At 59.3% G+C, this 24,517-nt stretch carries 24 protein-coding genes; 13 read left to right on the plus strand and 11 right to left on the minus strand.

The genetic code is table 11. The features are described 5' to 3' along the window. Positions 1–221: 221 nt before the first annotated feature. From ACM66T_RS04345 to ACM66T_RS04385, 9 genes are all read right to left on the minus strand, one after another. Positions 222–899 carry a YggS family pyridoxal phosphate-dependent enzyme gene (locus ACM66T_RS04345; RefSeq protein ID WP_231020648.1) on the minus strand — a complete coding sequence of 226 codons (678 nt, stop codon included), beginning with the start codon at positions 897–899 and terminating at the stop codon, positions 222–224. Beyond that, a complete protein-coding gene (gene rseP / locus ACM66T_RS04350; RefSeq protein ID WP_231020660.1) occupies positions 896–1,948 on the minus strand; it encodes an RIP metalloprotease RseP in 1,053 nt (350 codons plus the stop codon). Before rseP ends, ACM66T_RS04345 begins: the two co-directional genes overlap by 4 nt. After that, entirely contained in the window at positions 1,945–2,499 is a 555-nt protein-coding gene (gene pgsA, locus ACM66T_RS04355) for a CDP-diacylglycerol--glycerol-3-phosphate 3-phosphatidyltransferase (protein WP_231020662.1), read from the minus strand. The genes rseP and pgsA overlap by 4 nt, the downstream gene beginning before the upstream one ends. A gap of 102 nt (positions 2,500–2,601) precedes the next feature. Further along, a complete protein-coding gene (locus ACM66T_RS04360; RefSeq protein WP_231020666.1) occupies positions 2,602–3,378 on the minus strand; it encodes an enoyl-ACP reductase in 777 nt (258 codons plus the stop codon). Continuing rightward, on the minus strand, positions 3,379–4,275 hold the full coding sequence (gene dapA, locus ACM66T_RS04365) for a 4-hydroxy-tetrahydrodipicolinate synthase (RefSeq protein WP_231020668.1): 897 nt from the start codon (positions 4,273–4,275) through the stop codon (positions 3,379–3,381). Next, positions 4,272–5,576, minus strand: a complete 1,305-nt coding sequence (locus tag ACM66T_RS04370; RefSeq protein ID WP_416768805.1) for a M16 family metallopeptidase — start codon at positions 5,574–5,576, stop codon at positions 4,272–4,274. Before ACM66T_RS04370 ends, dapA begins: the two co-directional genes overlap by 4 nt. Further along, a complete protein-coding gene (locus tag ACM66T_RS04375) occupies positions 5,573–6,631 on the minus strand; it encodes a quinone-dependent dihydroorotate dehydrogenase (protein ID WP_231020672.1) in 1,059 nt (352 codons plus the stop codon). The genes ACM66T_RS04370 and ACM66T_RS04375 overlap by 4 nt, the downstream gene beginning before the upstream one ends. Positions 6,632–6,680: 49 nt before the next feature. Next, positions 6,681–8,030 carry a magnesium transporter gene (locus ACM66T_RS04380; RefSeq protein ID WP_231020678.1) on the minus strand — a complete coding sequence of 450 codons (1,350 nt, stop codon included), beginning with the start codon at positions 8,028–8,030 and terminating at the stop codon, positions 6,681–6,683. A 142-nt stretch (positions 8,031–8,172) separates the two neighbouring features. Further along, positions 8,173–8,730 carry a PAS domain-containing protein gene (locus ACM66T_RS04385; RefSeq protein WP_231020680.1) on the minus strand — a complete coding sequence of 186 codons (558 nt, stop codon included), beginning with the start codon at positions 8,728–8,730 and terminating at the stop codon, positions 8,173–8,175. A 133-nt stretch (positions 8,731–8,863) separates the two neighbouring features. On the opposite strand from ACM66T_RS04385, the gene ACM66T_RS04390 reads away from it, so the two are divergent. Next, positions 8,864–9,295, plus strand: coding sequence for a hypothetical protein (locus ACM66T_RS04390; RefSeq protein WP_416768806.1), 432 nt, complete (start codon positions 8,864–8,866; stop codon positions 9,293–9,295). Positions 9,296–9,322: 27 nt separating this feature from the next. Here the strand turns inward: ACM66T_RS04390 and cysS are convergent, their stop codons facing one another. Then, positions 9,323–10,723 (minus strand): cysteine--tRNA ligase, encoded by a 1,401-nt coding sequence (cysS, locus tag ACM66T_RS04395; RefSeq protein ID WP_231020683.1) that lies wholly within the window; start codon positions 10,721–10,723, stop codon positions 9,323–9,325. Continuing rightward, positions 10,710–12,116 (minus strand): murein biosynthesis integral membrane protein MurJ, encoded by a 1,407-nt coding sequence (gene murJ / locus ACM66T_RS04400; RefSeq protein ID WP_231020685.1) that lies wholly within the window; start codon positions 12,114–12,116, stop codon positions 10,710–10,712. The genes cysS and murJ overlap by 14 nt, the downstream gene beginning before the upstream one ends. Positions 12,117–12,324: 208 nt before the next feature. Between murJ and ACM66T_RS04405 the strand changes: the two genes are divergently transcribed. The 12 genes from ACM66T_RS04405 to ACM66T_RS04460 all read left to right on the plus strand — a co-directional run bounded on the left by ACM66T_RS04405 (position 12,325) and on the right by ACM66T_RS04460 (position 24,475). Continuing rightward, positions 12,325–14,190, plus strand: coding sequence for a multiheme c-type cytochrome (locus ACM66T_RS04405; RefSeq protein WP_231020693.1), 1,866 nt, complete (start codon positions 12,325–12,327; stop codon positions 14,188–14,190). A 128-nt stretch (positions 14,191–14,318) separates the two neighbouring features. Beyond that, the gene (gene ruvA, locus ACM66T_RS04410; RefSeq protein ID WP_231020698.1) at positions 14,319–14,882 is read left to right on the plus strand and encodes a Holliday junction branch migration protein RuvA; all 564 of its coding nucleotides are present in this window, start codon (positions 14,319–14,321) and stop codon (positions 14,880–14,882) included. An 8-nt stretch (positions 14,883–14,890) separates the two neighbouring features. Further along, complete coding sequence (locus ACM66T_RS04415; protein WP_231020700.1) at positions 14,891–15,928, plus strand: D-alanine--D-alanine ligase; 1,038 nt, start codon at positions 14,891–14,893, stop codon at positions 15,926–15,928. Further along, a complete protein-coding gene (locus tag ACM66T_RS04420) occupies positions 15,928–16,662 on the plus strand; it encodes an alpha/beta fold hydrolase (RefSeq protein ID WP_231020708.1) in 735 nt (244 codons plus the stop codon). The genes ACM66T_RS04415 and ACM66T_RS04420 overlap by 1 nt, the downstream gene beginning before the upstream one ends. Beyond that, positions 16,659–18,101 carry a UDP-N-acetylmuramoyl-tripeptide--D-alanyl-D-alanine ligase gene (locus ACM66T_RS04425; RefSeq protein WP_349636720.1) on the plus strand — a complete coding sequence of 481 codons (1,443 nt, stop codon included), beginning with the start codon at positions 16,659–16,661 and terminating at the stop codon, positions 18,099–18,101. Before ACM66T_RS04420 ends, ACM66T_RS04425 begins: the two co-directional genes overlap by 4 nt. Positions 18,102–18,187: 86 nt before the next feature. Beyond that, entirely contained in the window at positions 18,188–20,419 is a 2,232-nt protein-coding gene (locus ACM66T_RS04430) for a TIGR03545 family protein (RefSeq protein WP_231020710.1), read from the plus strand. Between the two features lie 47 nt (positions 20,420–20,466). After that, positions 20,467–20,979: a TlpA disulfide reductase family protein gene (locus tag ACM66T_RS04435; protein WP_231020712.1), complete on the plus strand. Its 513-nt coding sequence runs from the start codon at positions 20,467–20,469 to the stop codon at positions 20,977–20,979. Between the two features lie 10 nt (positions 20,980–20,989). Beyond that, the gene (locus ACM66T_RS04440; RefSeq protein ID WP_231020714.1) at positions 20,990–21,496 is read left to right on the plus strand and encodes a TRAP transporter small permease subunit; all 507 of its coding nucleotides are present in this window, start codon (positions 20,990–20,992) and stop codon (positions 21,494–21,496) included. After that, entirely contained in the window at positions 21,493–22,776 is a 1,284-nt protein-coding gene (locus ACM66T_RS04445) for a TRAP transporter large permease (RefSeq protein WP_231020716.1), read from the plus strand. The genes ACM66T_RS04440 and ACM66T_RS04445 overlap by 4 nt, the downstream gene beginning before the upstream one ends. Before the next feature lie 44 nt (positions 22,777–22,820). Further along, entirely contained in the window at positions 22,821–23,015 is a 195-nt protein-coding gene (locus tag ACM66T_RS04450) for a hypothetical protein (protein ID WP_231020725.1), read from the plus strand. A gap of 11 nt (positions 23,016–23,026) precedes the next feature. After that, positions 23,027–23,509, plus strand: coding sequence for a hypothetical protein (locus tag ACM66T_RS04455; RefSeq protein ID WP_231020727.1), 483 nt, complete (start codon positions 23,027–23,029; stop codon positions 23,507–23,509). A 75-nt stretch (positions 23,510–23,584) separates the two neighbouring features. Continuing rightward, positions 23,585–24,475: an acyl-[acyl-carrier-protein] thioesterase gene (locus tag ACM66T_RS04460; protein ID WP_231020729.1), complete on the plus strand. Its 891-nt coding sequence runs from the start codon at positions 23,585–23,587 to the stop codon at positions 24,473–24,475. Positions 24,476–24,517: the final 42 nt, after the last annotated feature.

Consider the following 24,517-nt stretch of genomic DNA (forward strand, 5'->3'; position numbering starts at 1 on the left):
AGTTTTGCATTTGTTTTTTTAATCTATCTTTAAAGGGAAAAAACTTAAAAGGGACTGTGATGAACGTGTGATAAAAATAAGAAAATACTATATTTACTGCTTATGGTTCCGTTACGAAAAAATAATACGTGATGATAAGGTGATAATTATTGCCTATTTTTAAATACGTATTTTTAAAAGATATTGAGGAGTTTTGTTAAAAAAAAGTAAAGGTTGGCGCCTCAGCGCCCGGGAAAAAGAAGGGAACCGAGGCGAACTATTGTGGATCCGCAGGCGATCGCCAGTTCGAAATCGCCGCTCATTCCCATGGAGCAGATCTCTGCCCCTTTGAGCCCGTCAAAGATCTTGCGGGTCGTCTCAAAGCTCTGTTTGATATGGTCGTTGTTTTCGGTATGGGCCCCGATGCTCATGACACCGCGCAGGTCGATGCGCGGACAGCTCTCCGCGATCTGCGCGTAGACGTCGCCTGCTTCTTCGGGCATGACGCCGGACTTCGTCTCCTCTTTGGCGCTGTTGATCTGCAGGAGGCACTCCATCGTTTTGCCTTTGGCCTCCAGACGCTTGTCGAGGGCCTGGGCTAGTTCGAGGGAGTGGAGCGACTGCATCAAGAAAGGGTCCAGGTCGATCAGCTGGTTGATCTTGTTCTTCTGAAGGCTCCCGATAAAGTGCCACTCGAGCGGAAGGTCGTCGAGCACATCCATCTTCAACTTCATGTCCTGGACCTTGTTCTCGCCGAAGGCGCGCTGACCGATCTCGTAAAGGGATTTGACCGCCTCGGTATCGACGTACTTGCTGACGGCGACCACTTTGACGATGTGGTGCTCGCTGACGAGGATGCGTGCCCGTTCGATCCGTTCGACGATCTTGTCGATGTAAATTTTATACTCTGTCTGTGTCATTGCATCAACCTGTTGATATCGTTATAGAGTCCGAGGCTCATCAGCCCGAGCAAAATCCCCCAGCCCGCGATGGTGAGCTTCATCAGTACCGCCTCGCTCGGGGCGCGCCGCATCACCATCTCGTAGAGGTTGAACATGATATGGCCGCCGTCGAGGGCGGGAATCGGCAGCAGGTTCAGGACGCCGAGGTTGACCGAGATAAGCGCCGCGAAGAAAAAGACGGCCATCCAGCCGCTCTCGCTGGCGTCGGCGGTGATCTTGACGATGGTGACGACGCCGCCGAGCTCGGAGGTCGGCACGGCTCCGGTAATGAGCTTCTCCAGGCTGATAAAGATCAGCTTGGAGGCCTGCCAGGTCTCCGCCGCAGCGTAGCCGAGCGCCCCGGCGAGTCCCAGATCCAGTGCATGGGTCTCCCCGGCGGAACCGATACCGACCATGGGGCGGTAGACGGTCTCGCGGAACATGTTCTGCGTTTCGGTCATCTTCGGCGTTACGGCAACCTCTTCGACCATGCCGTCGCGTTCGATCTGCAGGTAAAGCGTCTTCTCGGCCTGCTTGACGGTGTCGGACATTTCATCCCACGTCGTGACGGCTTTGCCATCGATGGCGAGGATGCGGTCTCCCTCTTTGAGGCCCGCTTCTGCTGCAGGGGAGGCTTCGACGATGCTGCCGATGACCGGGGAGAGGACCTGAGGTCCGCCGAGGGCGATCAGGAAATAAAGCACGTAGGCCAGCACAAAGTTGGCCGCCGGGCCGGCGAGCAGGATCGCGATGCGCTGCAGGGGCGATTTGCTGTTGTAGCTGTCGGGGTCGGGGCTCGTTTTGGTGGGGTCGCTGTCGTCCTGGCCCTTCATGCGGACATAGCCACCCAGGGGGATCGCCGCGATGCGCCATTCGGTACTGAAGGCGCGGAAGCTGGCCAGTTTGCGGCCGAAGCCGATACTGAAGACCTCGACATAGACCCCCAGAAGGCGGGCGACGGCAAAGTGCCCGAGCTCATGGAAGAAGATCAGCGCCGAGAGGACGAGGAGGGAGACTAACCAGCTCATGCCGCGTGGTGCCTTGCGTAGGTGCGGGCGAAGCCGACGACGTACTCGGCCCCGGAGTAGACGGTGAGGACGACGGCGATCCAGAGCAGGATCTCCCCGCCGGGCCAGTGCATCAACAGGAATCCGACGGCGAACATCTGCGCAACCGTTTTGACCTTGCCGGCCCAAGAGGCGGCGATGTCGATCCCTTCCGTAATGGAGACGGTCCGCAACCCGGTAATGAAGAGCTCGCGTACGATGATGATATAGATGGCCCACGGTGAGGCGGCATCGGTCATCATCAGCCCAAGGAAGGCGGCGAGAATGAGCATCTTGTCCGCCAGGGGGTCGAGGATCTTGCCCGTCATCGTGATCTGGTCGAGTTCGCGTGCGATGTAACCGTCAAAGAAGTCGGTGGCGCTGGCGAGCACGAAGAGCAGGGCGGCGAAGTAGTAGTTCCAGCTGATGTCGATCCCCTGCACAGTGAAGAACTGTGGGTTCAGGATGATCCAGAACATCAGCGGCGCGATGATGATGCGCGACAGTGCCAAAGAGTTGGGCAGGTTAAACAAGGTTTTGTCCTTCTAGGCGCGGTAAAACTGCGCGCGGGCCCGCTGCCGAAGCGAACCCAGTGTTAACGTAGATAAAGGGACTTGGTTCCTTTGTCGTGTACATCATTTAAAAGTGGTACCCCCGTCGACGACGATCGTTTGGCCGGTGATCCAGCTCGCCTCTTCCGTACAGAGGAAGTAGACGGCGCCGGCGATATCTTCGGGCTGTCCCATGCGGCCGATCGCGGAGCGTCTGACCGTCTCGGCCTTGACCTCTTCGTAGTTGGTGAAGGCTTTGAGGGCGTCAGTATCGATCGGGCCGCCGGAGACGGCGTTGACGCGGATGTTCATTTCACCCAGCTCCACGGCGGCATAGCGGCTCATCGCTTCGACGGCCGCTTTGTTCGTACCGTGGCCGGCATAGTTCTCGATGTAGACGAGATTCCCGGTACTGGACATTGTGACGACGGCGCCGCCGCCGACCTTTTCCATCCGCTTCGCCGCTTCCTGGGTCCCCATGACGAAGGCGTTGACCGTCGCGGTGTAGATGTTGTTCAGGCCGCGGGGCTTGAGGCGCATGAACTTGCCGTAGCCGCCGACGACGGGGCGGCCGTAGATCATCGCGTTGGAGACGAAGAAGTCGATCCGGTCGAAATCTTCGTCGATCTTGGTGAAGAGGGGTTTGAACTCGTCGGGTTCGAGGATGTTCAGGGCGTAGGCGCGTGCTTTGATGCCGTAGGCAGCTTCCCAGGAGGCCGCGAGCTCGTTCGCGACGGCCTCGTTGCTGTTATACGTAAAGGCGATATCGACACCGTTGGCGGCGAACTTTTCGGCGATCGCTTTGCCGATCCCCTTGGTTGCTCCGGTGATGACCAGTGTTTTGCCCTTCATTTCTGACATTTAGTTGACTCCTACAATAGTATAGTTTTTCATGACGGCTTCGATGCGCTTCATGTTCTCCGCGGACGGCGGGACAAGGGGGAGGCGGTACTCGAGGGTGTCGATAAGGCCCGCAATATACATGGCCGCCTTGATCGGGATGGGGTTGGCCTCGCAGAAGAGGACCTTGTTGATCGGCAGCAGCTGCTCATTAAGCGCGCGTGCCGTGGCGAAGTCGCCTTCGAGTGCGCTTTTGACCAGGGCGCTCTTCATATCGGGAAGCAGGTTCGCCGTGACCGAAGTGATCCCCGCGCCGCCGGCGGCAAGGATGGGGTAGTCGATGGCGTCGTCGCCGCTGAAGACTTTGAGCTCCGGGCAGCGCGAAAGCAGCTCGACGGTGCGCTCCAGGCTTCCGGTCGCCTCTTTGATGCCGAAGATGTTCGGCAGGTCGTTGAAGAGGCGCACAACCGTATCGGCGGAGATGTCGGACATCGTGCGTCCCGGGACGTTGTAGAGCATGAACGGCAGTTCCGGCACGGCTTCGGCGATCGCCTTGTAGTGCTGGTAGAGCCCCTCCTGGGAGGGTTTGTTGTAGTAGGGCGCGACGGAGAAGATCGCGTCGACGCCGCAGTCGCGGGCACGGATGGCCGTGGTGATGGCTTCGGCCGTTGCGTTGCTGCCGGCACCGGCAAGGACTTTGGTCTGTGTGCCTTTGCACACTTCGACGGCGATCTCCATGCAGCGGATATCTTCGTCCGCCGTCAGGGTCGCGCTCTCGCCGGTCGTACCGACCGGGCAGACCACATCGATCCCGTTGTCGATCTGGCGCTGGATCAGCGCCGCGTAGGTCTGTTCGTCGAGTTTGCCGTTTTTGAACGGGGTGATCAGCGCGGTGGAGGAACCGGTGATAATGCTCATTGCTCTGCCTTTCTCAAAATAATGGTCGTGGAGTGTTTGTCGTCAAAATAGGTCTGCGCCGTCTTCTGGATCTGCTCGGCCGTGAGTGCGGCGATGTTCTCCTCGTAGGTCTCCAGCGGCTTCAGGTCGCCGCGGGCGAGGTAGCCGCCGAAGAGGTCGGCGACGGAGCTGGCGCTCTCCAGAGAGAAGATGAAGTCGGCTCTGGTGTTGATCTTGACCTTTTCAAGTTCCGCCTTGGAGACGGGGTGGGCCTTGATCTGTTCGATCTGCTCGTGCAGCGCTGCTTCAACGCTCTCGGCTTTGACGCCCGGGTTGCAGGCCGCCATGAAGATAAAGACGCCCGGGTCGATGTTCTCCATGTTATAGGCATAGATCTGGTTGACCAGGCGTTTTTTGTCGACAAGCTCGCTGTAGAGCCGGCTGCTTTTGCCGGAGCTCAGCATCTCGGAGATGGCCGAGAGGGCCGGCTGGTCCGGGTGGCGGAAGTCGGGAATGTGGTAGACGATCGCGATCATCTCCACTTCGCTCTCTTTTTCGATGAAGACGCGCTTGGCGCCGTCCTGTACCGGTTCTTTCGCCAGGACTTTGGGAATGTCGCGGCTGTTCTTGACGGGGCCGAAGTGCTTTTTCGCCAGGTCAAAAACGGTCTTGGGTTCGATATCGCCGGTGACGATGAGAATTGCATTCTGCGGCTGGTAATAGGTCGCATGGAAGTTGCGGATATCGTCGATGGTCCAGGTCTGGATGTCGTTCATGAAGCCGATCGGCGTCCAGTGGTAGGGGTGGTAGAGATAGGCGTTGTTGAACAGACGGAAATAGAGGTAGCCCAGTGGGTTGTTGTCGGTGCGCCAGCGGCGCTCTTCGGCAACGACATCGCGTTCGGGCTGGAACTCCTCGTCTTTGAGGCTGAGGTTGGCCATCAGCTCCGCGAAGAGGGAGATGGATTTTTCCGCATTCCCCGCGGAGCTTTTGATGAAGTAGTGGGTGTAGTCGAACCCGGTGGAGGCGTTGTTGACGCCGCCGACGCTCTTGACCTCTTCATCGAACTGGCCCGCTTTGAGGTGTTCGGAAGATTTGAAGTTCATGTGTTCGAGCATGTGCGCGATGCCGCTCTTGCCCATCACTTCGTTGCGGCTTCCCACTTTGTAAAAGACATCGGTCGAGATGACGCCGGTGCCGTTGTGCATCGGGATGACGACGACCTGCATCCCGTTCTCCAGTGTCTGCGTTTCATAAGACGGCAGCGAATTTGCCATAAGCGTTCCTAAGGTGAAAAATAGTGCGATAACCGTTCTGATCATCGTCTGTCGGCTCCAATGGCCTCGGTGATGCTGCTGTAGCCGTCGCGCTTCAGCAGGTCGGCGAGCCCACGGTTGATGTCACCGATGAGCTCCGGCCCCTTGAAGATCAGCGCCGAATAGACCTGCACCAGGGAAGCCCCCGCTTTGATGCGGCGGTAGGCTTCCTCGGCGCTGTCGATCCCTCCGACGGAAATGAGCACCGTTTTACCGAAGAGTTCCTTCGCCACGGCTTCGAAAATGGCGAAACTCTTCTCCTTTAAGACTTTGCCCGAGAGGCCGCCGATGCTTTTGGGCTGGGCCACGAGGGAGTAGTCGATGGTCGTATTGGTCGCGATGATCCCGTCGGCACCCTTCTCGACGGCCAGGGTCGTCAGCGCTACCGCCTGTTCGGGGGTTATGTCCGGGGCGATTTTGAGCAGGATCGGTTTGTCGGTGATCGTCTTCGCCTCGGCGAAGAGCTCGGCGATGAACGTCTCGTTCTGCAGGTCGCGTAGGCCGGGGGTGTTCGGCGACGAGATATTGATGACGAGGTAATCGCCCAGATCATGCAGGCCGCGGATAAGCTGCGTGTAGTCGCTGATGGCGTTCTGCTCCTCCGTCGTTTTGTTCTTGCCGATGTTGACGCCGATGGGGGTCGTGAAGGGGTAGCGCGCTTTCAGGCGCTGCTGCACTTTGTACATCCCGTCGTTGTTGAAGCCCATGGCGTTCTGGATCGTCTCTTCGTCGACGTGGCGGAACATCCGCGGTTTCGGATTGCCCGGCTGCGGCTGGGGCGTGACGGTGCCGATCTCGGTGTAGCCGAAACCGAGGGCCTGGATGCCGCGGATCATCGTTGCGTTTTTATCAAAGCCCGCTCCCAGACCGACGGGGTTGGGGAAGGTACGCCCGAAGAGCTCCTGGTTCAGGATCGGGTCGGCGACGAAGTGCTTTTCCTGCCAGCGGTTGAAGAGCGACGGACAGGCGTTGGCCGTGCGCAGCAGGGTCGCTACGACGTGGTGGGCCGTCTCCGGCTGGAGTTTGAAAAGCCACGGTTTGAGGGATTCGTATGCGATCATCACGTACCTGTTTTTGGCAGGATTATACTTAATAATGATTTACGGTCAGTTAAAGAAGGAAGGTTTGGGCCAGGAACAAGAAGATGAAAAAGCCGAAAACATCGGTGGTCGTCGTCAGGAAAATGGAGGAGGCGACGGCCGGATCGATCCCCAGCCGGTGCAGGCCCAGGGGGATGAGGGTGCCGGCCGTCCCGGCGACGAGGAGGTTCAAAAGCAGCGCGCCGGCGACGATGGCCCCCAGGCGGACATCGCCGAACCAGAGTGAGACAATCAGGGCCGCGACGACGGCAATGGAGAGGCCGTTGGCGAGCACGATCAGCGCTTCGCGTTTTACCGCGGCGGAGACGCCGTCGTATTCAATCTCCCCCAGGGCGATTTTGCGGATCGTGACGGTGAGCGCCTGCATCCCGGCATTGCCACCGAGGGCGGCGATGATGGGCAGCAGGGCCGCCAGGGCGATATAGGAGGCTATTGTCGCGTCAAAAAGGTTGATGACGGCGGAGGCCGCCAGGATGGCGACGAGATTAAAAAGGAGCCAGATGAGCCGCTGGTGCGCCGCGCGGGAGACCGAGCTCTCCTCGGCTTCGTCGTCGACCCCGGCCAGACCGTAGGCCTGGTCCGTTTCGATCTGGCGGATCATGTCGTAGATGTCGTCGTAGACGATCCGGCCGATCAGTTTGCCTTCGCTGTTGACGACGGCGATGATATTGAGGTCATACTCCTCGAAGAGGCGGACGACATCCGCAATCGGCGAGGCGGGACGGATCGAGAGGGGGGCTTTGCGGTCGCCGCGCTGCAGGATCTCTTCGATGGTCGTCGTGTCGTCGAAAAGGATCAGGTCGGTGAAGTGGAGCGTGCCGAGCAGCAGCCCTTCGTCATCGGTGACAAAGAGTTTGATGATCGGCGCGGCGGGTTCGTTCTGGCGGAAAAGTCGGATCAGGGTCTTCACGTCGGCGACCGTGTCATCGGGGTGGGCGGCAAGGAACTCGCGCTCCATATAGGCTCCGGCCTGGTCCTCTTCGAATTTGGAGAGCTCCAGGACCTCCCGCCGCTCCTCGTGGGCCATCAGCGAGAGGATCTTCTCCGCCAGAGTGGCATCGGCTTGCCGGATATCCTGAATGAGGTCGGTCGCCTCGTCACTTTCGATCGCCTCGGCGGCCCGGGCCAGCCGGTGCGGGGGGAGGCGTTCCGCGGCGGCGGCGAATGCGTCGGCAGGGAGCTCGAGCAGCACCTCGCCCAGGTGCTGATGGGTGAGTTTGCTCAGATTTGAAAAGAAAAGCCCAACATCGTAGCCGCGCAGTTTGACGAGGCTTTTGGCGGTATCGGTGGGGTTGAACCGTTCATGCCCCCCGGCAATGGCGTGGATGCGGTCGACATGCTTTTTGATCTTCGGCTTCATAAGTTATATCGTAGCAATCCATCCTGAAAAAAGGGTGATATGCCTGGGTGTCTGGGAGATGTTCTGTCGTGGGGGGTGGAGGTGTGGAGCCTTCGCAGCAGCGCGGCGTCTTTGGAGGCGCTGGTCTGTGCGGGTGTTTCGGTTACCCGAAAAGTTTTTTCATGGTCGCAAAAAAGATTTTGAAGAGCCCTTTGTTACCGACAAGGTCGTTGATGAATTCGTCGTAGCTTTTCCCTTTCTCTTCGAGGAAACCGCGCAGGTATTTTTCCGAACCTTCGACACCGCTCTCGTTCTCGATCTCGACCAGTTTTTTGTAGATCGGCTCAATGGCTTTGATGACATTGTCAGGTGCCGCTTTACGATAGGCGGTGTAATTGACGATCTCATTGGTGATCTTGTCCGTTTTCGGCTCAAAGTCGGTGATAACCCAGTAGTGGCGTCCGTCTTTGGCACGGTTTTTAACAACGGCCAAAATGTTATGCTTGTTTTTGATACGTTCCCACATCATTTTGAAGATGACTTTCGGCATATCCGGATGACGGATCATATTGTGCGGATGGCCGATGAGCTCGCTCTCTTTGTACCCGGAGATTTCGACAAAATAGTCGTTCCCGTACTCGATGATCCCTTTCGGATCTGTTTTACTCACAATATATTTTTTCGGGTCGAGATCAATACGATCTTTAACAGAACCTGACATCAAATAACCTTTTTGTTAATTTGTACCGTTAATTACGGTTACTGAATTAGTTTAACAATCGTTAAATAAATTCAACGTTAAGGTAGTATAATTGTTTCTAATTTGAAACATGCGCTTAAAGTGAGATACAGATATGAAAAAAAATGATGCACTACAGGTTGTTGCCCAGGCAAAAAAACTCCAAAACGGCGAAATGCAGAAAGTAATGTTGATGGTCAAAAAAATCCCGTTGGACGGGGATGCGGTAGCGACGAGCTACCTGGAGTGCGGGGTGGACAAAACCCTGCGCGAAGATGAAGAGGGACTCAAAAAGCTTGTCGGCGCCTCGCTGATCGAGGAGATCGAGGCGCTGCACAAAGCGTGGCACGATGAGTACTACAAGATCTACGAACTCTACCAGAAAGAGAAGGGGCTGGTCTCAAAGCTTTTCGGCGGTCAGCCGAAGCTCAGCGAACTGGACCAGGAGAAGGCGAACAGTTACAGCAGCGATCTTAAAGAGCTGACGCGGAAGATCATCCACAAACTCGAAGCGGCGGAAGGGCGGCTTAAGCTGCTGCGCGGCTGAGAACGGCAGCATCCGTGGGGAGAGGGGTTACTCCGCCTTTTCCCAGAAGGTTCCCTGCGGTGTGTCCATCAGCTGGATCCCCAGGGCGCTGATCTCGTCGCGGATCGTGTCGGAACGCTCGAAGTCCTTCGCCTGTTTTGCCGCATTGCGCGCTGTGATCAGTCCTTCAATGGTTGCTTTCGTCTCCTCGTCGATCCCGTGCTGGAAATATTCATAGGGGTTCATTGTCCCGAAACCGAGGAGCGCCTCGACGTAGGCGAGGTCGGCGAGGATACGGCGTTTGAGCCCTTTGTCCTTCGGATCGGCGTCGAGCCCCTCGTTGGCCGCGGCCATCATTTCATCGAGCAATGCCAGGGCTTTGGAGATGTTGAGATCGTCCCCCAGCGCTTCGAGCAGCGCAGCCTGGAAGGGCGTTTTTTCCTCGAGCACTTTCATACCAAAGAGACGCTTTTTCAGACGGTAGAGGCGATCAAGCCGTTTTTTCGAGGCCAGCAGGTCCTCCTCGTTGAAGTTGAAGTCACTGCGGTAGTGGGTGCCGAGGAGAAAGAAGCGCAGCACTTCGCCGCTATAGGCCTTTAGGGCATCCTTGATGAAGAAGCTGTTGCCGAGGCTCTTGCTCATCTTCTCCCCGTCGATCGTCACGAAACCGTTGTGCATCCAGTAGCGTGCCAGTTCGTGCCCCGTGGCGCAGCGGGTCTGTGCCGCCTCGTTCTCGTGGTGGGGGAAGAGCAGGTCGGCCCCGCCGCCATGGATGTCGATAGCGTATTCCATGTGGGTGCTGAGGTGTTTTTCGATCATCGCCGAACACTCGGTGTGCCACCCCGGCCGCCCCTTGCCGAAGGGCGAATCAAAGGCGACGGCGTCGTCCTTCACCCCTTTCCAAAGCGCGAAGTCCGCGGCATGGCGCTTCTCGCCGAAGCTCTCGACGCGCTGCTGGGTGTCGGCTTCGTCCTGGCGGCGGTTGGAGATGCTCAGATAACCGCTGTCGCTCCCCGTATCGAAATAGACGTCGCCGTTGCTCGTCTGGTAGGCGTGGCCGGTGTCGAGCAGTTTCCCGATGAGCTCGAACATCGCCTCGAGGGATTCGGTTGCTTTGGGTTCCAGGGTGGGACGCTGCACCCCCAGCGCTGCCATGTCGCGGTGGTAGGCCTCGGTATAGGTGTCGGTCAGTTCCGTGATGGAGATACCCGCCTCGCGGGATTTGTTGATGATCTTGTCGTCGATGTCGGTGATGTTGCGGGCATAGGTGACTTCGAAGCCTTCGGCCTCAAGCACGCGGCGGAGCAGGTCGAAGACGAGGGCGCTCTTGGCGTGGCCCAGGTGGGCGTCGTCGTAGACGGTCGGGCCGCAGACATAAAGCGACACCTTGCCCGGGATCAACGGTTCGAAGAGGCGTTTGGTCTTGGTGACACTGTCAAATATATGCATGCAGGAGCTCCTTGAACACGAGGACGGCTGCGGTGAAAAGCGTAAGGGAAAGCGCCCACCACAGCCCTTTTTTTGGGCGAATTATAGCAGATACGTGGGCCCGTCCCACGGCCCGCAGCGTGGCGGCGAGGGCGACGCTGCCGCCGAGCGACGAGGCAAGCGCCAGTCCCGCCCCGCCGAGGGGGGCGATCAGGGCCAGGGAGAGCACGACGTTCGTTCCCAGGCTCCAGGTCGCGATCTTCGCCGCCTCGCTCTGCCGGCGCTGGGCATAGAGCCAGAGTGAAAAGAGCTTGCCAAGTCCGAAGGGGATGAGGCCGACGAGGTACATCTGCAGGATCAGCGCCGTCGCGCTCGTATCGTCCGCTGCAAAAGCCCCGCGTTCGAAGAGCAGTTGGGTGATCTCGGCGGCCAGTACGATGCCGCCGACGGCGGCGAAGCTGAGCAGGTAGAGCAGGAACCAGAAGGCCCGCTCGAGCATGGCGCGGGCCTGCACCTCGTTGTCATGCTTGAGGTGACGGGAGATCTTGGGGAAGAGGGCAATAGAGGTGGCGATGGCAAAGAGTGCCAGCGGCAGCTGGAAGACGCGGTTGGCGTAGTAGAGGTAGCTGATGACCCCGGCACTGAGGAAACTGGCGAGCCAGGTGTCGAGGAACGCCGCGACCTGCGCGGTGGAGTTCCCCCATACGGCGGGGAAGAACTCCCGGGTGAAACGGCGCGTCTCCTCCCTTATTTTCGCGGCTTTGCGGCCGTAGTAGCGGATACCGCCGGTGAGGAGGCGGTGGAGGCCCAGGCCTCGGATGGCGAGCAGGTGGACGAAGAGCTGTGCAAAGCCGCCGAGGACGACCCCGTAGCTGAGGTAGAGCACCACGGTCTCATCGCTGCCACCGCGGGCCAGCAGCAGCGCTATGATCAGGGCGATGTTGAGCAGTCCCGTCGCAAAGGCCGTCGTTGCGAAATGGTTTTTATACTGCAAGAAGGTGCTCAGGAAGGTGACGGCGAAGATCAGCGGCAGGTAGAAGAAGTTGATGGCGACGTAGGGGGCGGCCATCTGCACCGTATCTGCATCGAAGCCCAGGGCGATCACCTTGGCCGCGAGGGCGGGGAAGAGGTTGACCGCGAGGGTCATAAGCAAAATGATCCCCAGGAAGACGAGGAAAATATGGACCGAAAAGACGGCTTTGTGTTTCGAACGGGTGAAGGCGGGGAGGAAGGACTGGGTAAACGCCCCCTCCGCAAAGACGCGCCTAAAGAGGTTGGGGAGCTTGAAAGCGATAAAGAAGATGTCGCTGTAAATGTTCGCCCCCAGCACCGAAGCGGTCAGCAGATCGCGTGCAAAACCGAGGATGCGTGAAAAGAGGATGCCGAAGCTGTTGGTGAATATGGCTTTAAACATCGGCTTTCCCGTTGCCGGTCGTAGCGTTTGTTGTATTGGTCATCGGTAGAGCTCCCTTATTAAGGAGGGATTCTAGCACAGGGGAACTCAAAATCATCCTCAGGTATGGGGCGCCAAGCTGTTATCAATCTATCACATTAAACAAATTAACACAGATTTAACACTATTTTCTTAACATGCACTTCGATTTTGATATTAGGAGATGTTTGTGAATGTTATTTTAAGAAAGTGTCTACTGCTGCTGGGGTTCCTGCTCACCCTTGCACAGGCGGAAGACAGCTATTTTACGTCCTATCACTTTATGGGTTCGGGCAACTGTATGCGCTGCCACAACGGTATGACGGACAGCTACGGCAACGATATGTCGATCGAGACGGCGTGGTCTTCAACGATGATGGCCAACGCCTCCAAAGACCCGATGTGGCGGGCGAAAGTGCGAACCGAGATCAACCGCAACCCGCACCTGGAGGGGGTGATCAACGACAAATGTACACGCTGCCACGCCCCGATGGCGAACGTCGAGGCCCACACGTCCGGCGACGCGGTAGAAATCTTCGGCAGCGGTTTCCTCAACCCGAACAACGCGCACCATGACGAGGCCCTGAACGGGGTGAGCTGTACGCTCTGCCACCAGATCAAAGAGAGCGGCAATCTCGGAACGCTCTCGGGAATGTCCGGCGGCTATGAGATCGACGACAGCCGCAGCATCTACGGGCAATACGGCGACGTCTTTGCCGGACCGATGATGAACAACCTCAACTATACGATTCGACAGAGTGATCACATCAGCGCTTCGAAAATGTGCGCGAGCTGCCATAACCTGAAAACGCCTTATGTCGACGAGAACGGTAATGTCCTCAGCACAACGCCCGAGAGCGGGTTTCCCGAGCAGATGCCCTACAGCGAATGGGAACACAGCGGTTACGCCCAGAGCAAAAGCTGCCAGGATTGCCACATGAAGCGGGTCGACGGCGTGCGTATCTCGATGCGCCCGAACTGGGCGAATACGCCGCGCGACGGCTTCGCGCAGCATATGTTCGTCGGCGGCAACGTGCTGCTGCTGGACATTCTGAAAAACAACAAAAGCGCGCTGGAAGTGACGGCGAACAACTTCGATACGACGATTGCCAAGGCGGACGAAATGCTCAAAAGCGCCGCATCCATCGAACGGCTTCAGTCATCACTGCAGCAGGGGACGCTGGAAGTGGCGCTCAAGATCAGCAGCACGACGGGGCATAAGCTCCCGACGAGCTTCCCCTCCCGCCGGGCGTTTGTCCACTTCAAAGTGATCGACGCCGGGGGGAGTGTCGTCTTCGAATCGGGACGTGCAAACGCCGACGGCAGCATCGAGGGCGCGGACGCCGACGGAGACGCCTCGGCGTATGAGCCCCATTACGACGTCATCTCCTCGGCCGACCAGGTACAGATCTACGAGACGATCATGGCAAACAACCTCGGTGACGTGACCTATACGCTGCTGCGCGGCATGGCGTACAAAAAAGACAACCGTATCCTGCCCGCGGGCTTTGACAAGGCGACGGCGTCCGACGATATCCGCGTGCATGGCAACGCCGAAAACGACACCGATTTCATCGGCGGGAGCGACACGATCTCCTACCGCGTCAGCGGACTGCCGGAAGGCAGTTACCATGTAGAGGCGGAGCTGCTCTACCAGCCGGTCTCCTATGCCTTTGCCCAGGATATGTTCAGTGACAGCTCCGCGGAAGCGTCGGCATTCCGGTCGATGTACGATGCGTCGGCGATGAAAACAGCGCAGATCGCGGCGACAGCGTTCGAGGTAGGGGGGAGCGGCGGCGCGCCGTTGCCGGCCTGCAGCGACGGTGTCGACAACGACGGCGACGGCCTGACGGACCTGGCCGATCCGGGGTGTGCCGACAGCGCGGACGATGACGAGACCGACGCGGTCACACCGGCGACGCCCGAACCGCTCCCGGAGTGCAGCGACGGCATCGACAACGACGGTGACGGCAAAACCGACCTGCAGGACCCCAGCTGTTCGGATGCCTCCGACAACGACGAAACCTACCCGCTTAAACGCCGCGGCGGAAAATAGACGCAGGCTTCCTCTGCGGTGCCGTGCGTTCCGGGCGGTCGCGGGGGCGCTTTGGGCCCCTTCCTCTTTTACACAACTTTAACCCCCTTTGCATTACAATAACAACCAAATTGGCTGCAGGAGCGGGGATGATCGTCGGGATTGAAGGCGCGGTAGAACACAAAGAACCAACAGTGGTGCACCTGAACGTCTCAGGGCTGATCTACGAGGTTTTCATTTCGCTTCAGACCTACGGCGCCATCCGCGAACCCCGGGTCAAACTCCACACCTCCCACATTATCCGCGAAGACGCCCAGCTGCTGTTCGGTTTTTTTGAGAAGGGCGAAAAGGTGCTTTTCGAACGCCTGATCAAAATCAACGGTGTCGGCCCCAAGGTCGCCCAGGCGATCTGTTCGACCTTTACGGCCGCGCAGTTCGGGCAGGTGATCGCGGCCAACGATATCGCCCAGCTCAAGCGCGTACCGGGCATCGGTCCCAAGAGTGCGGGACGGATCCTCGTCGAGCTGGCGGGCTTCGACATCGAACTGACCGCCGGACACGCGGCCGTCACGGCCGCCTCCGGCGAAGCGGCCCAGGCCCTGGAATCCCTGGGCTTCAAAAAAGAGGAAGTGGCCAAAGCCCTGGCCAAATGCGAAAGCACCGAGACCTCCGCCCTGGTCAAAGAGGCGCTCAAACTACTTCAGAAACTGTAAGGATCACCTTGAAATTAGCGATTGTATTCGGCGGCGCGAGTTACGAACACGAGATCAGCATCGTCAGCGCCATCACCGTGATGGAGAAGCTTTCCGGCTATGAATTGACGTTCGTTTTCTGCGACCAGGACCACACCTTTTACCTGATCGACCGCGGCAATATGAAGGCGAAGTATTTTGCTTCCGGCGACTATAAAAAGGCTCCGGTACTGACCCTGACCAAAGGGGCGTTCGTACAAAAACGCCGCCTGGGTTCCACCGAGCATGCGATGCCGGTGCTGAACCTGATCCACGGCGCCGACGGCGAGGACGGAACGGTCGCGTCGCTGCTGTCGTTCTTCGATATTCCCTTCATCGGCCCGCGCACGGATGCATCGGTGCTCAGCTTCGACAAGCGCATGACCAAGTGGTTCGCCGCGGGACGCGGTGTCAAAACGGTGGCATACGAAGAGCTGCACGCCGCGGCGGAGCACAAGGTGTCGACGTCCATGCCCTGCATCGTCAAGCCTTCACGCCTGGGCAGCTCCATCGGGGTCAGCGTCGTCAAAAACGCCGCGGAACTCGATTATGCCCTCGACGTCGCCTTTGAGTTCGATGACAGCGTCATCGTCGAGCCCTTCATCGCCGGGGTCAAAGAGTATAACCTGGCCGGCTACCGTGGGGCGGAGGGGATCGTCTACTCCATCATCGAAGAGCCGCAGAAAAACGAGTTCCTCGATTTCGACAAGAAGTACCTCGACTTTGCCCGCAGCGGGGAGGTCGGCGGCGCCGCGATCGACGACGTGCTGGCTGTCAAGCTCAAACTGGCCTTCGCCTCCATTTACGACGGGCTCTTCGAAGGGGCGCTGATCCGCTGCGATTTCTTCGTCATTGACGGCGAGGTCTATCTCAACGAGATCAACCCCATCCCGGGGTCGATGGCGAACTATCTTTTCGCGGATTTCCCCGCGGCCGTCGCTGATCTGCTCTCGAACCTGCCGCGTGCGCGCCGCCCGCAGGTGGATTACAAATACATTCACTCCATCAATGCAGCCAAAGGAAAATAGTGGCCATCAAGACCCTCCAATACGCCCAGCAGACTTTCTCGATCAGTTACGAGATCGTCAATCCCGGGGCGAAGCACACCATCGTTTTCCTGCACGGCTGGGGTTCGAACAAGGAGCTGATGAAGCAGGCGTTCGGCCGGACGCTCGATACCTTCCGGCATGTCTACATCGACCTGCCGGGATTCGGCAATTCGACGGCGCCGATTGCACTGGACAGTGAAGGCTACGCCGATATCATGGAACTTTTCCTGGCGCAGATCAATGCCAACGACAAGGAGGTGATCGTCGGGCACTCCTTCGGCGGCAAGGTGGCGACCCTGCTGCGCCCCCGGCTGCTGGTGCTGCTCTCCTCCGCGGGGATCGTCTGGCCCAAGCCGCTGAAAGTGCGGGCGAAGATCGCCGCGTTCAAACTGCTCAAGAACCTGGGGTTGGCCCAGCTGCGCGCGCGTTTCGTCGCCGAGGACGCCAAGTCGCTGAACCGGGTGATGTACGAGACCTTCAAGCGCGTCGTCAACGAAGATTTTTCGGGCACCTTCCGCCACTTCGGCGGGCGGGCGCTGCTGTGCTGGGGGCGCGACGATACGGCGACGCCGATGAAGAGCGCGGAAAAGATCGACACCCTCATTGAGAACAGCCGCCTGGTCGCGATGGAGGGGGACCACTACTTCTTCCTGAAACAGCCCGAAGCGGTCGCGGCGGAGATCGCCGCCGAATTCACCCGGAGCGTCAAGTGACCCCGGCGATGGCACAGGCCGTGGCATTCGCGACCAACCTTGCGCTGGTCCTGACGCTCGGGTGGTATCTCATTCTTAATCTGCAGTGGTACAGCTACAAGCTCGAGCGCGTCGTGCTCAACCACCACAAACGCAGCTGGCACCTTCTCTACTTCGTCGTGCCGTTTCTCGCCTATTTCGTCCTCGGCGACCTTTTCCCGCTCTTTTTCCTGCTCTATTTCGGCGCGTTCGTCTGGTGGTACGTGCGCCTGGACAAGAAGCTGGTGCTGACCTGGCGGGTCAAGCGTTTCCTGATCCTGCTCGGTGCGCTGGCGCTGTTCGGCGATTTCCTCTGCCTTATCAAGAGCTGCGGCACCCTGCCGCTTTTCCTCCCGCTGCTGCTGGCGTGGCTGCTCTCCACGGGCATCGAGAAATTCCTCTTCCTCGCCTATAAAAAAGAGGCGAAGCGCAAACTCGCCCGCCTGGAGGGGCTGACCGTCGTCGCCGTGACGGGGAGCTACGGCAAAACGAGCATGAAGAACTTCATCGCCCAGCTGCTGGGGACGCAGTTTGAGGTCTACATGACGCCGCGCAGCGTCAATACCCTCGGCGGCATCATCAAAGATATCAATGAAGATTTGCCTGATACGGCCCGGGTCTATGTTTGCGAGGCAGGCGCCCGACGTCCCGGCGACATTCTGGAGATCGCCCAGCTCGTGGCGCCGCACTACGCCGTCGTCGGCAAGGTCGGGCCGCAGCACCTGGAGTATTTCGGTGACCTGGAGACGATCGTGCGTACCAAGCTGGAACTGATCCAGTCACCCCGCCTCAAACAGGCCCTCGTGCACTTTGAAGCGACGGAGGAACCCCATGAAAAGGTGCGTTTCTTCGGGACGGAGATCGGAAACATCGCCGCCGATCTCGACGGGACGTCGTTCGACCTGGCCCTTGATGACGCCCCCCTGCATCTGCACGCCCCGGTCCTCGGCGGCTTTAACGCCGTGAACATCGAGGCCGCCGTGCTGATCGCCCGGGAAATGGGGATGACGGACGATGCCATCATCAAGGGGGTCGAAGCCCTGCAGCCCGTCGAACACCGCCTGCAGCGCATCGACGCCGGTGGAAAGATCATCCTCGACGACGGCTACAACGGCAATATCGACGGGATGAAAGAGGGGATCCGCCTCTGTTCCATGCACCCGGGACGCAAAGTGATCGTCACTCCGGGGCTGGTGGAGAGTACGGAAGCCCTCAACCGCGAACTGATCGAGGCGATCAACGGGGTGTTCGACCTCGTCATTGTCACCGGAAAACTCAATGCTGCGCAGTTCAAGGCGCAGCTGGACGTTCCGGACGCCATTTACCTCGAGGAGAAGAGCACCCTGACCTCCGTGCTGGCCGAGAAGACCCGCCCCGGCGACATTATCTATTTCGCCAACGACGCCCCGAACTTTATCTAGGGGCGTCCGTCAGCGTAACCGACGGCAAATTATTTTGTAATATAATACGGGCACACCCACAAGTCCCAGCGCCAAAGGAGCCCCCCATGCAATTTCTTCTCAAGCTTTTCAAAGCCCTGAACTCCGCCCAGAGCCCCTGGCAGGTGACGCTGGCGATCACCCTCGGGATGATCGCCGGGCTGACGCCCATCAGCGGGCTGCAGAATGCCGTGATCCTCCTGCTTGCCTTTTTGCTCAACATCCACCTGGGGCTCTTTTTCGTTTCGGCGGCGCTTTTCGCCGGGGTCGGCTACCTCTTTGACCCCTGGTTCGAACAGCTCGGTTACGCCATCCTCAGCAGCGACGGGCTGCAGGGGCTTTGGACAGGGTTCTATAACAACGGCTTTGTCCGCCTGACGCACTTCAACAATACCCTTGTCATGGGGGCGACGGTCGTCTCACTGCTGCTGGCCGTACCGCTCTACCTGCTGCTGGGATGGCTGATCGGACGTTACCGCACGGTGCTGGCGTCTTTCCTGGAACGGCGCCCCGTTCTGGGGACATTCGGTTTCCTCAAAGCAACGACGCACCTGGACCCGACGGTGCGCTGGTGGGGCGCGGGCCTCTACGTCGCCGGGGGCGGGATCGTCACTGCCGTCGCGCTGCTGGTTATCGACCCGTTGCTGAAATGGACGGTGGAGACGGGCGGCAGCCTCGCGCTGCAGCGCGATGTCCGCGTCGGTTCCGTCGATACGGACTTCAGCAAGGGGGCCGTCACGCTCCACCGTCTGGAAGTCGCGGGCAAACAAGAGGGGGTCGACGCCGTTTCGGCGGAGCTGATCAGTTTTGACGCCGATCTCTCGGCACTGCTGATGGACAGGGTGCATATCGAGAAGATGATCGTCAGCGGCGTCGGGTTCGACACCCCGGCGACACTGAAAAAATCACCCGCAACTGCCGAGCAGACAGCGGCAGGGAAAACGGACGGGGAGGGGTTCGCACTTCCGACGTTCGAATTCCCCGACCCCAAGACCCTCATTGCCCAGGCGGACCTGCAGTCGGTCAAGGTCTATAACGACGCGCAAAAAGAGATCGGTGAGATCAAGGCACGCTGGGAGAAGACCTCCAAGGAGGAGCTCAGTGGCGACAGCCTCACCGAACTGAAGGGTGACCTCGACAACCTCAAGACGATGAGCAAGTCAAAAGATCCGCAGTCGATGCTCAAGCTGGCCCAGGAGGTCAAGGCGTTCAAGGCGAAGATCGATACGCGCAAGAAAGCGCTTGAGAAGATCAAAGCGGACTTCGACAGCGACCGTAAGCGCATCGCCGAGCTGATGCAGCAGGTCAAAGACGCCCCGATGGCGGATTACAACCGCCTCAAATCGACCTATACCCTCGACGGCAACGGGGCGTTGAACGTGATCGGCAGGCTCTTCGGCGAGAAGATCAGAGGGTACCTGGCGATGGCGCGCAAGTACTACGGAATGGTCTCTCCCTACCTCGGCAGCGCCGGGGATGAGAACCCGCCGGAGGAGGCGGTGCCGCCGCGGGGCGAAGGGCGCTGGATGCGCTATGCGCAGACGGTTCCCAGTCCGGATCTGCTGATCGCGCTGACCCAGATAGACGGCCTCTTCAAGACCCAGGCGTTCTCGGGCACCGTCCGAGACATCTCCGACAACCAGAAGGCGCTCGGGCGTCCGCTGAGCTTCAAGGCGGCCAGTGACGGCCCGACGGTCAAAGGGCTCGTGCTTGAGGGCGAAGACAACCGCCTGGGAGATACCGTTCTCGATAGCGTGAACTTCAAAGCGCTGCGCATTCCGATGGACGCACTCGATATGAAACCGGTACTGCTGGACAAGAGCAACATGGCCATGACGGGGACGCTCAGCCTCAGCGACGCCACGGCGCTTGCCGGGGAGGGGAGTTTCGCTTTCAGCGACGCGGCCATCACGGCCGAGGGACTCAGCGGCAAGACGGGAGAGATCGTCTCAAGTATCCTCAGCGGGATCTCCGCGTTCAAGCTGGACACGACCCTGGGCGGGACACTGACGGCACCGACCATCGGCGTCAAGTCCGACCTGGACCGCCAGATCTCACAGGGGCTCGGCAAAGCGATGGGCAAAGAGCTTGAGAAGTACCAGGGTGAGCTCAAATCGTTGCTGGGCGGGGACACCGCGGCGCAGCTGGCCGACCTGAAGTCGTCCCAGGCGGGGATCGCCGACGTCGATAAACTCGCCGGCGATCAGAATACGATGCTCGGCAAACTGGCCGAGGAAGCGACAAAACTTGCCGGAGGCGGCGCGGTCGGCGACAAGCTCAAAGGTGTGCTTCCCTTCTAGGGACGGCGCTGGCGATCAACAAAATTCATAGGAGAAATGGGAGTAAGATGAAAAGAATAATGATGATGATGGCGGCACTGCTGCTGACGATGGGCTCGGCGGGTGCCGCGGAGATGTTTACGCTCAAGGCGGCCGGCGAGAAGACGATCGCCGCGACGGAGCTGCCCAACGGCATGCGCTTCAGAGGGTTTGACGGCAAACCGGTACTGGTGAACTTTTTCGGCAAGCAGTGCCGCTACTGCAAGAAGGAGATCCCGCATCTGGAGGCGCTCAAAAAACGCTACGGGGGGCGCATCGGCATCATCGGTATCCATATGCAGGGGCGCATGATGCCGCAGGAGCGCGCGCAGATTGCCGGGAAAGCGGGCTTCAACTACCCTGTGTTCGAATACGAAGACAACATGGCGATCGTCCAGCACATCGGTTCGCGCGCCCGTTTCAACGGGAGCATCCCCTTCAACATCGTCTTCAACGGCAAGGGCGAGGTGTCCGAGATCATCCCGGGGTATCTGAGCGACAAAGACCTGGAAATGATCTTCAGCGAACTGCTCAAGAAGTGACTGTTAGGGTATGAGTGAACGCGGGAAGTTCGGCCTTATCCGGCAGCTGATCCGTGCGGTCGGCGCGCTCAGTGCCGCCGTACTGGGAGCGCTGGTCCTGCTGATCGTCTTTGACGCCACCCGCCGCTACCTGTTTCACGAAGGCTCCGTCGCGCTGCAGGAACTGGAGTGGCACCTTTTCGACGTCGTCATCATGCTCGGCGTCGCCTACGCCATGCACCGCGGGGCGCATGTGCGCGTCGACATCTTTTACGACCGCTTCTCCGAACGGACCAAACAGGTCGTGAACCTGGGGACAATGCTCTTCTTCGTGCTGCCCGTCTCCGCGCTGATCCTCTACGTCAGTTTTGATTTCGTCCTGATGAGTTTTGAGCAGATGGAAGCCTCCTCCGACCCGGGCGGACTCCCTTACCGTTTCGTCGTCAAGGCGCTTATCCCCCTGGCGTTTGCCCTGCTGATCCTGCAGGCGCTGCGTGAACTGGCCGAGGCATGGCATGCCCTGAAGGAGTCTGTGTGATCGCGCTGGCCATGTTCGTCATCGCGCTGGCGCTGCTGCTCTCGGGCATTCCCGTCGCCTTCGTTTTTGGCGGTGTCGCGCTGCTCTTTGCGCTGCTGATCCCCGAGCTCGGGCTGCAGGTCTTCAGCCTGCTGCCGTTCCGCATCTACGGCATCATGGGCAATACGACCCTGATGGCGGTCCCGCTCTTCATCGCCATGGGGCTGATACTGGAAAAATCGAAAATGGCCGAGAAGCTTCTCGAGACGATGAGCGGCCTCTTCGGAGGGCTGCGCGGCGGCTTGGCCGTCAGCGTCGTGCTCGTCGGTACGATCCTCGCCGCCTCGACGGGCATCGTCAGCGCTTCGGTCGTGATGATGAGCATTATCGCCCTGCCGCTGATGCTGAACGCGGGGTACGACAAAGGGCTGGCGTCGGGCACGGTCGCGGCCAGCGGGACGCTCGGGCAGATCATCCCGCCGTCGATCATTCTGATCATTCTCGGCGACGTCATGAACGTCAGCGTCGGCGAGCTCTTCATGGGGGCGGTACTGCCGGGCCTGGTGCTGGTCGGTCTTTATATCGTCTATATTCTGCTCTATGCAGCGCTGAAGCCCAAAGCCGCGCCGGCAGCGGCCCTTGGCGAACGCGTCGGCATCGTCAAGGCGCTGACGGCCATCGCCCCGCCGCTGCTGCTGATGGTCGCGGTCCTCGGTTCCATCTTTGCCGGGATCGCGTCGCCGACGGAGTCGGCGGCTTTCGGTGTCGTCGGCGCCCTTGCGCTTAGCGCCTTCAACCGCACCCTGAGCTATGCAATGGTGAGCTACGCCTTGCTGGAGACGGTCAAACTCAGCGGGATGATCTTTATGATCCTGATCGGGGCGACGGCTTTCAGCCTCGTCTTTAACGAACTCGGCGGCAGCGACCTCGTGCTGGAGTTCTTCAGCCGTGACATCGGGAACGTCTGGGTCTTTATCGGGGTCGCGATGCTGGCGATCTTTATCCTCGGCTTCTTTATCGATTTCATCGAGATCTCCTTTATCGTCGTGCCGATCCTCGTGCCCGTCATGCACGCCTTCGGCATCGATCCCGTCTGGTTCGCCATCCTCATTGCCCTCAACCTTCAGGCCTCCTTCCTGACCCCGCCCTTCGGCCTGGCGCTCTTTTTCCTCAAAGGGGCGGCCGGGTCGATGGTGACGACCCTGCAGATCTACCGGGGGATCATCCCCTTCATTCTGCTGCAGCTCCTGGCGATCGGCATCGTCATCCTTTTCCCCGACCTCGTCTTCGCCTTTATATAAACCCGGACAGGGAAACTGGTATACTGTGGAATAGGAGGTGAGAGATGCGTGAAAAATGGATGATACTCATGCTGCTGACGGGGACGGCGGTGGCCTTCGGTGCAGTGATCGCGACGCCGCCGATCCAGATGACCGGCAAGGTGCAGGCGGTACCCGAATATGTTGAAGTCGACCGGACGGGCTACATGGCGCCTGTTATTACGACACCGGCCGTCGAGATGCACGGCCGGACGCAGTAAAGGAGGCGATCATGAAACGCGTTCTTTTGACACTGCTCGTTGCCGCTGTTTCCGCCTGGGGCGCTCCGGTGGATTTTACATTCAAAGTCCCCGTCAAACTGGTCAAGGTCCGTTCGTCGGATGCGCAGGTGATGTGTACGGTCTACAACGCCCAGCACCAGTCCATTGCCGGGAAGTTCTTTCGTTTCGACCTCAACGGCGACGGCCAGTACACCTACAGCTATAATGGCACCGTCACGATCGAGATGTCCGTGCATTCGGGCAAAGATCCCCGCGACGGTGAGACCTACGAGTGCCAGCTCTCTTTGCTGCTTCCGTGGGCGTCGCCTCCCTGGCAGAAGCCGACATCGCAGGGCTCGGACATCTATTTGACACCGCAGCCCGGCACGCCCTTTGCGCCGCTTGTCTCAGGAAGTATCCCCAAGCCGAAAACGATTCCGCAAAGAGTGCTCCCGGACAAATACCGATCCCTGCACCCCATGAAACTCAAATGAGTCTGCCGGGGCCGCGGCCCGGCTCTGGAGTGCCTTTACACCCGCATACCTAAATTTAATCACGATGGAAAACCGATGTCACAGTACTTTACGAGATCCTTCCGGGTCGACTGGTCCGACGCCAACGCGAACGGCCGGGTGCACCTTCCCACCTATTTCCGCTATCTGATCGAGACGGCCTGGGACTGGGGTGCCGCGGTCGGTCTGGGCATAGAGGACAGCCGAAAGCTCGGCCTGGCCTGGGTGGTCCGCGAAACGCAGATCCATCTGCTTCGGCCTCTTCTCCCCGACGATACCTTCGAATTGACGATCTGGCTGGCCCATTGGCGCCGTGTCCACGGCACGCGTTATTTCGAACTTGTCCACAAGGCGAGCGGAGCGGTCATCGCCCAAGGGGCGCAGGAGGTGGTGACGCTGGACATGGAGAGTATGCGCCCCAAGGCGGTTCCAAAGGCGATCGTTGAGCGTATGACGATCGAGACGCCCCGCACGGTGCCGTACCGCCCCTTCCCGGTATTTAGCGACACGTCTGGGCGCGCCGTCCGCCAACAGAGAACCGTTACCTGGCAGGACCTCGATACGCTGGAGCACGTCAACAATACGAAGTATGTCGCCTTTGCCGAAGACGCCGCCGTCGCAGCATTGGCGGAGTTCGGATGGGCGCCGAAGGATTTCAAAGCGCAGGGACTGGCGGTGAAGAGTGACGGCGTCCAGATTCAGTACCTGACACCCGCCGTATGGGGGGAGACGCTGGAGCTTGAGACGCATTTGTCGGAGCTGGGCCCGGAAAGCGGCGTATGGCACGTCGCGATCGCGCGTGAAGGGGACCGCGAACCGGTCGCCCGGTGTGTCATCGCCTGGAGCATCGTCGATGCGACCGACGGCACGCTGCGGAAGATTCCGGAGGAGCTGTACGGGCGGCTCCATGCATATTTCACCCCTGCTGAAACGGCACTGCAGGGGTGAGACGATATCACGGCAGCGCTTCATATCTCTAATTTCATTCTG

The sequence above is a fragment of the Sulfurimonas sp. ST-25 genome, assembly GCF_048079205.1.
In the GTDB taxonomy this organism is placed as follows: Bacteria; Campylobacterota; Campylobacteria; order Campylobacterales; family Sulfurimonadaceae; genus Thiomicrolovo; species Thiomicrolovo sulfuroxydans.

Bases quoted from the DNA above. Each gene is read 5' to 3' on its own strand.
- ACM66T_RS04345 (WP_231020648.1), bottom strand. From the start codon at position 899: ATGACACAGACAGAGTATAAAATTTACATCGACAAGATCGTCGAACGG.
- rseP (WP_231020660.1), bottom strand. From the start codon at position 1,948: ATGAGCTGGTTAGTCTCCCTCCTCGTCCTCTCGGCGCTGATCTTCTTC.
- ACM66T_RS04360 (WP_231020666.1), bottom strand. From the start codon at position 3,378: ATGTCAGAAATGAAGGGCAAAACACTGGTCATCACCGGAGCAACCAAG.
- dapA (WP_231020668.1), bottom strand. From the start codon at position 4,275: ATGAGCATTATCACCGGTTCCTCCACCGCGCTGATCACCCCGTTCAAA.
- ACM66T_RS04370 (WP_416768805.1), bottom strand. From the start codon at position 5,576: ATGATCAGAACGGTTATCGCACTATTTTTCACCTTAGGAACGCTTATG.
- ACM66T_RS04375 (WP_231020672.1), bottom strand. From the start codon at position 6,631: ATGATCGCATACGAATCCCTCAAACCGTGGCTTTTCAAACTCCAGCCG.
- ACM66T_RS04380 (WP_231020678.1), bottom strand. From the start codon at position 8,030: ATGAAGCCGAAGATCAAAAAGCATGTCGACCGCATCCACGCCATTGCC.
- ACM66T_RS04385 (WP_231020680.1), bottom strand. From the start codon at position 8,730: ATGTCAGGTTCTGTTAAAGATCGTATTGATCTCGACCCGAAAAAATAT.
- ACM66T_RS04390 (WP_416768806.1), top strand. From the start codon at position 8,864: ATGAAAAAAAATGATGCACTACAGGTTGTTGCCCAGGCAAAAAAACTC.
- cysS (WP_231020683.1), bottom strand. From the start codon at position 10,723: ATGCATATATTTGACAGTGTCACCAAGACCAAACGCCTCTTCGAACCG.
- murJ (WP_231020685.1), bottom strand. From the start codon at position 12,116: ATGTTTAAAGCCATATTCACCAACAGCTTCGGCATCCTCTTTTCACGC.
- ruvA (WP_231020698.1), top strand. From the start codon at position 14,319: ATGATCGTCGGGATTGAAGGCGCGGTAGAACACAAAGAACCAACAGTG.
- ACM66T_RS04430 (WP_231020710.1), top strand. From the start codon at position 18,188: ATGCAATTTCTTCTCAAGCTTTTCAAAGCCCTGAACTCCGCCCAGAGC.
- ACM66T_RS04435 (WP_231020712.1), top strand. From the start codon at position 20,467: ATGAAAAGAATAATGATGATGATGGCGGCACTGCTGCTGACGATGGGC.
- ACM66T_RS04440 (WP_231020714.1), top strand. From the start codon at position 20,990: ATGAGTGAACGCGGGAAGTTCGGCCTTATCCGGCAGCTGATCCGTGCG.
- ACM66T_RS04450 (WP_231020725.1), top strand. From the start codon at position 22,821: ATGCGTGAAAAATGGATGATACTCATGCTGCTGACGGGGACGGCGGTG.
- ACM66T_RS04455 (WP_231020727.1), top strand. From the start codon at position 23,027: ATGAAACGCGTTCTTTTGACACTGCTCGTTGCCGCTGTTTCCGCCTGG.
- ACM66T_RS04460 (WP_231020729.1), top strand. From the start codon at position 23,585: ATGTCACAGTACTTTACGAGATCCTTCCGGGTCGACTGGTCCGACGCC.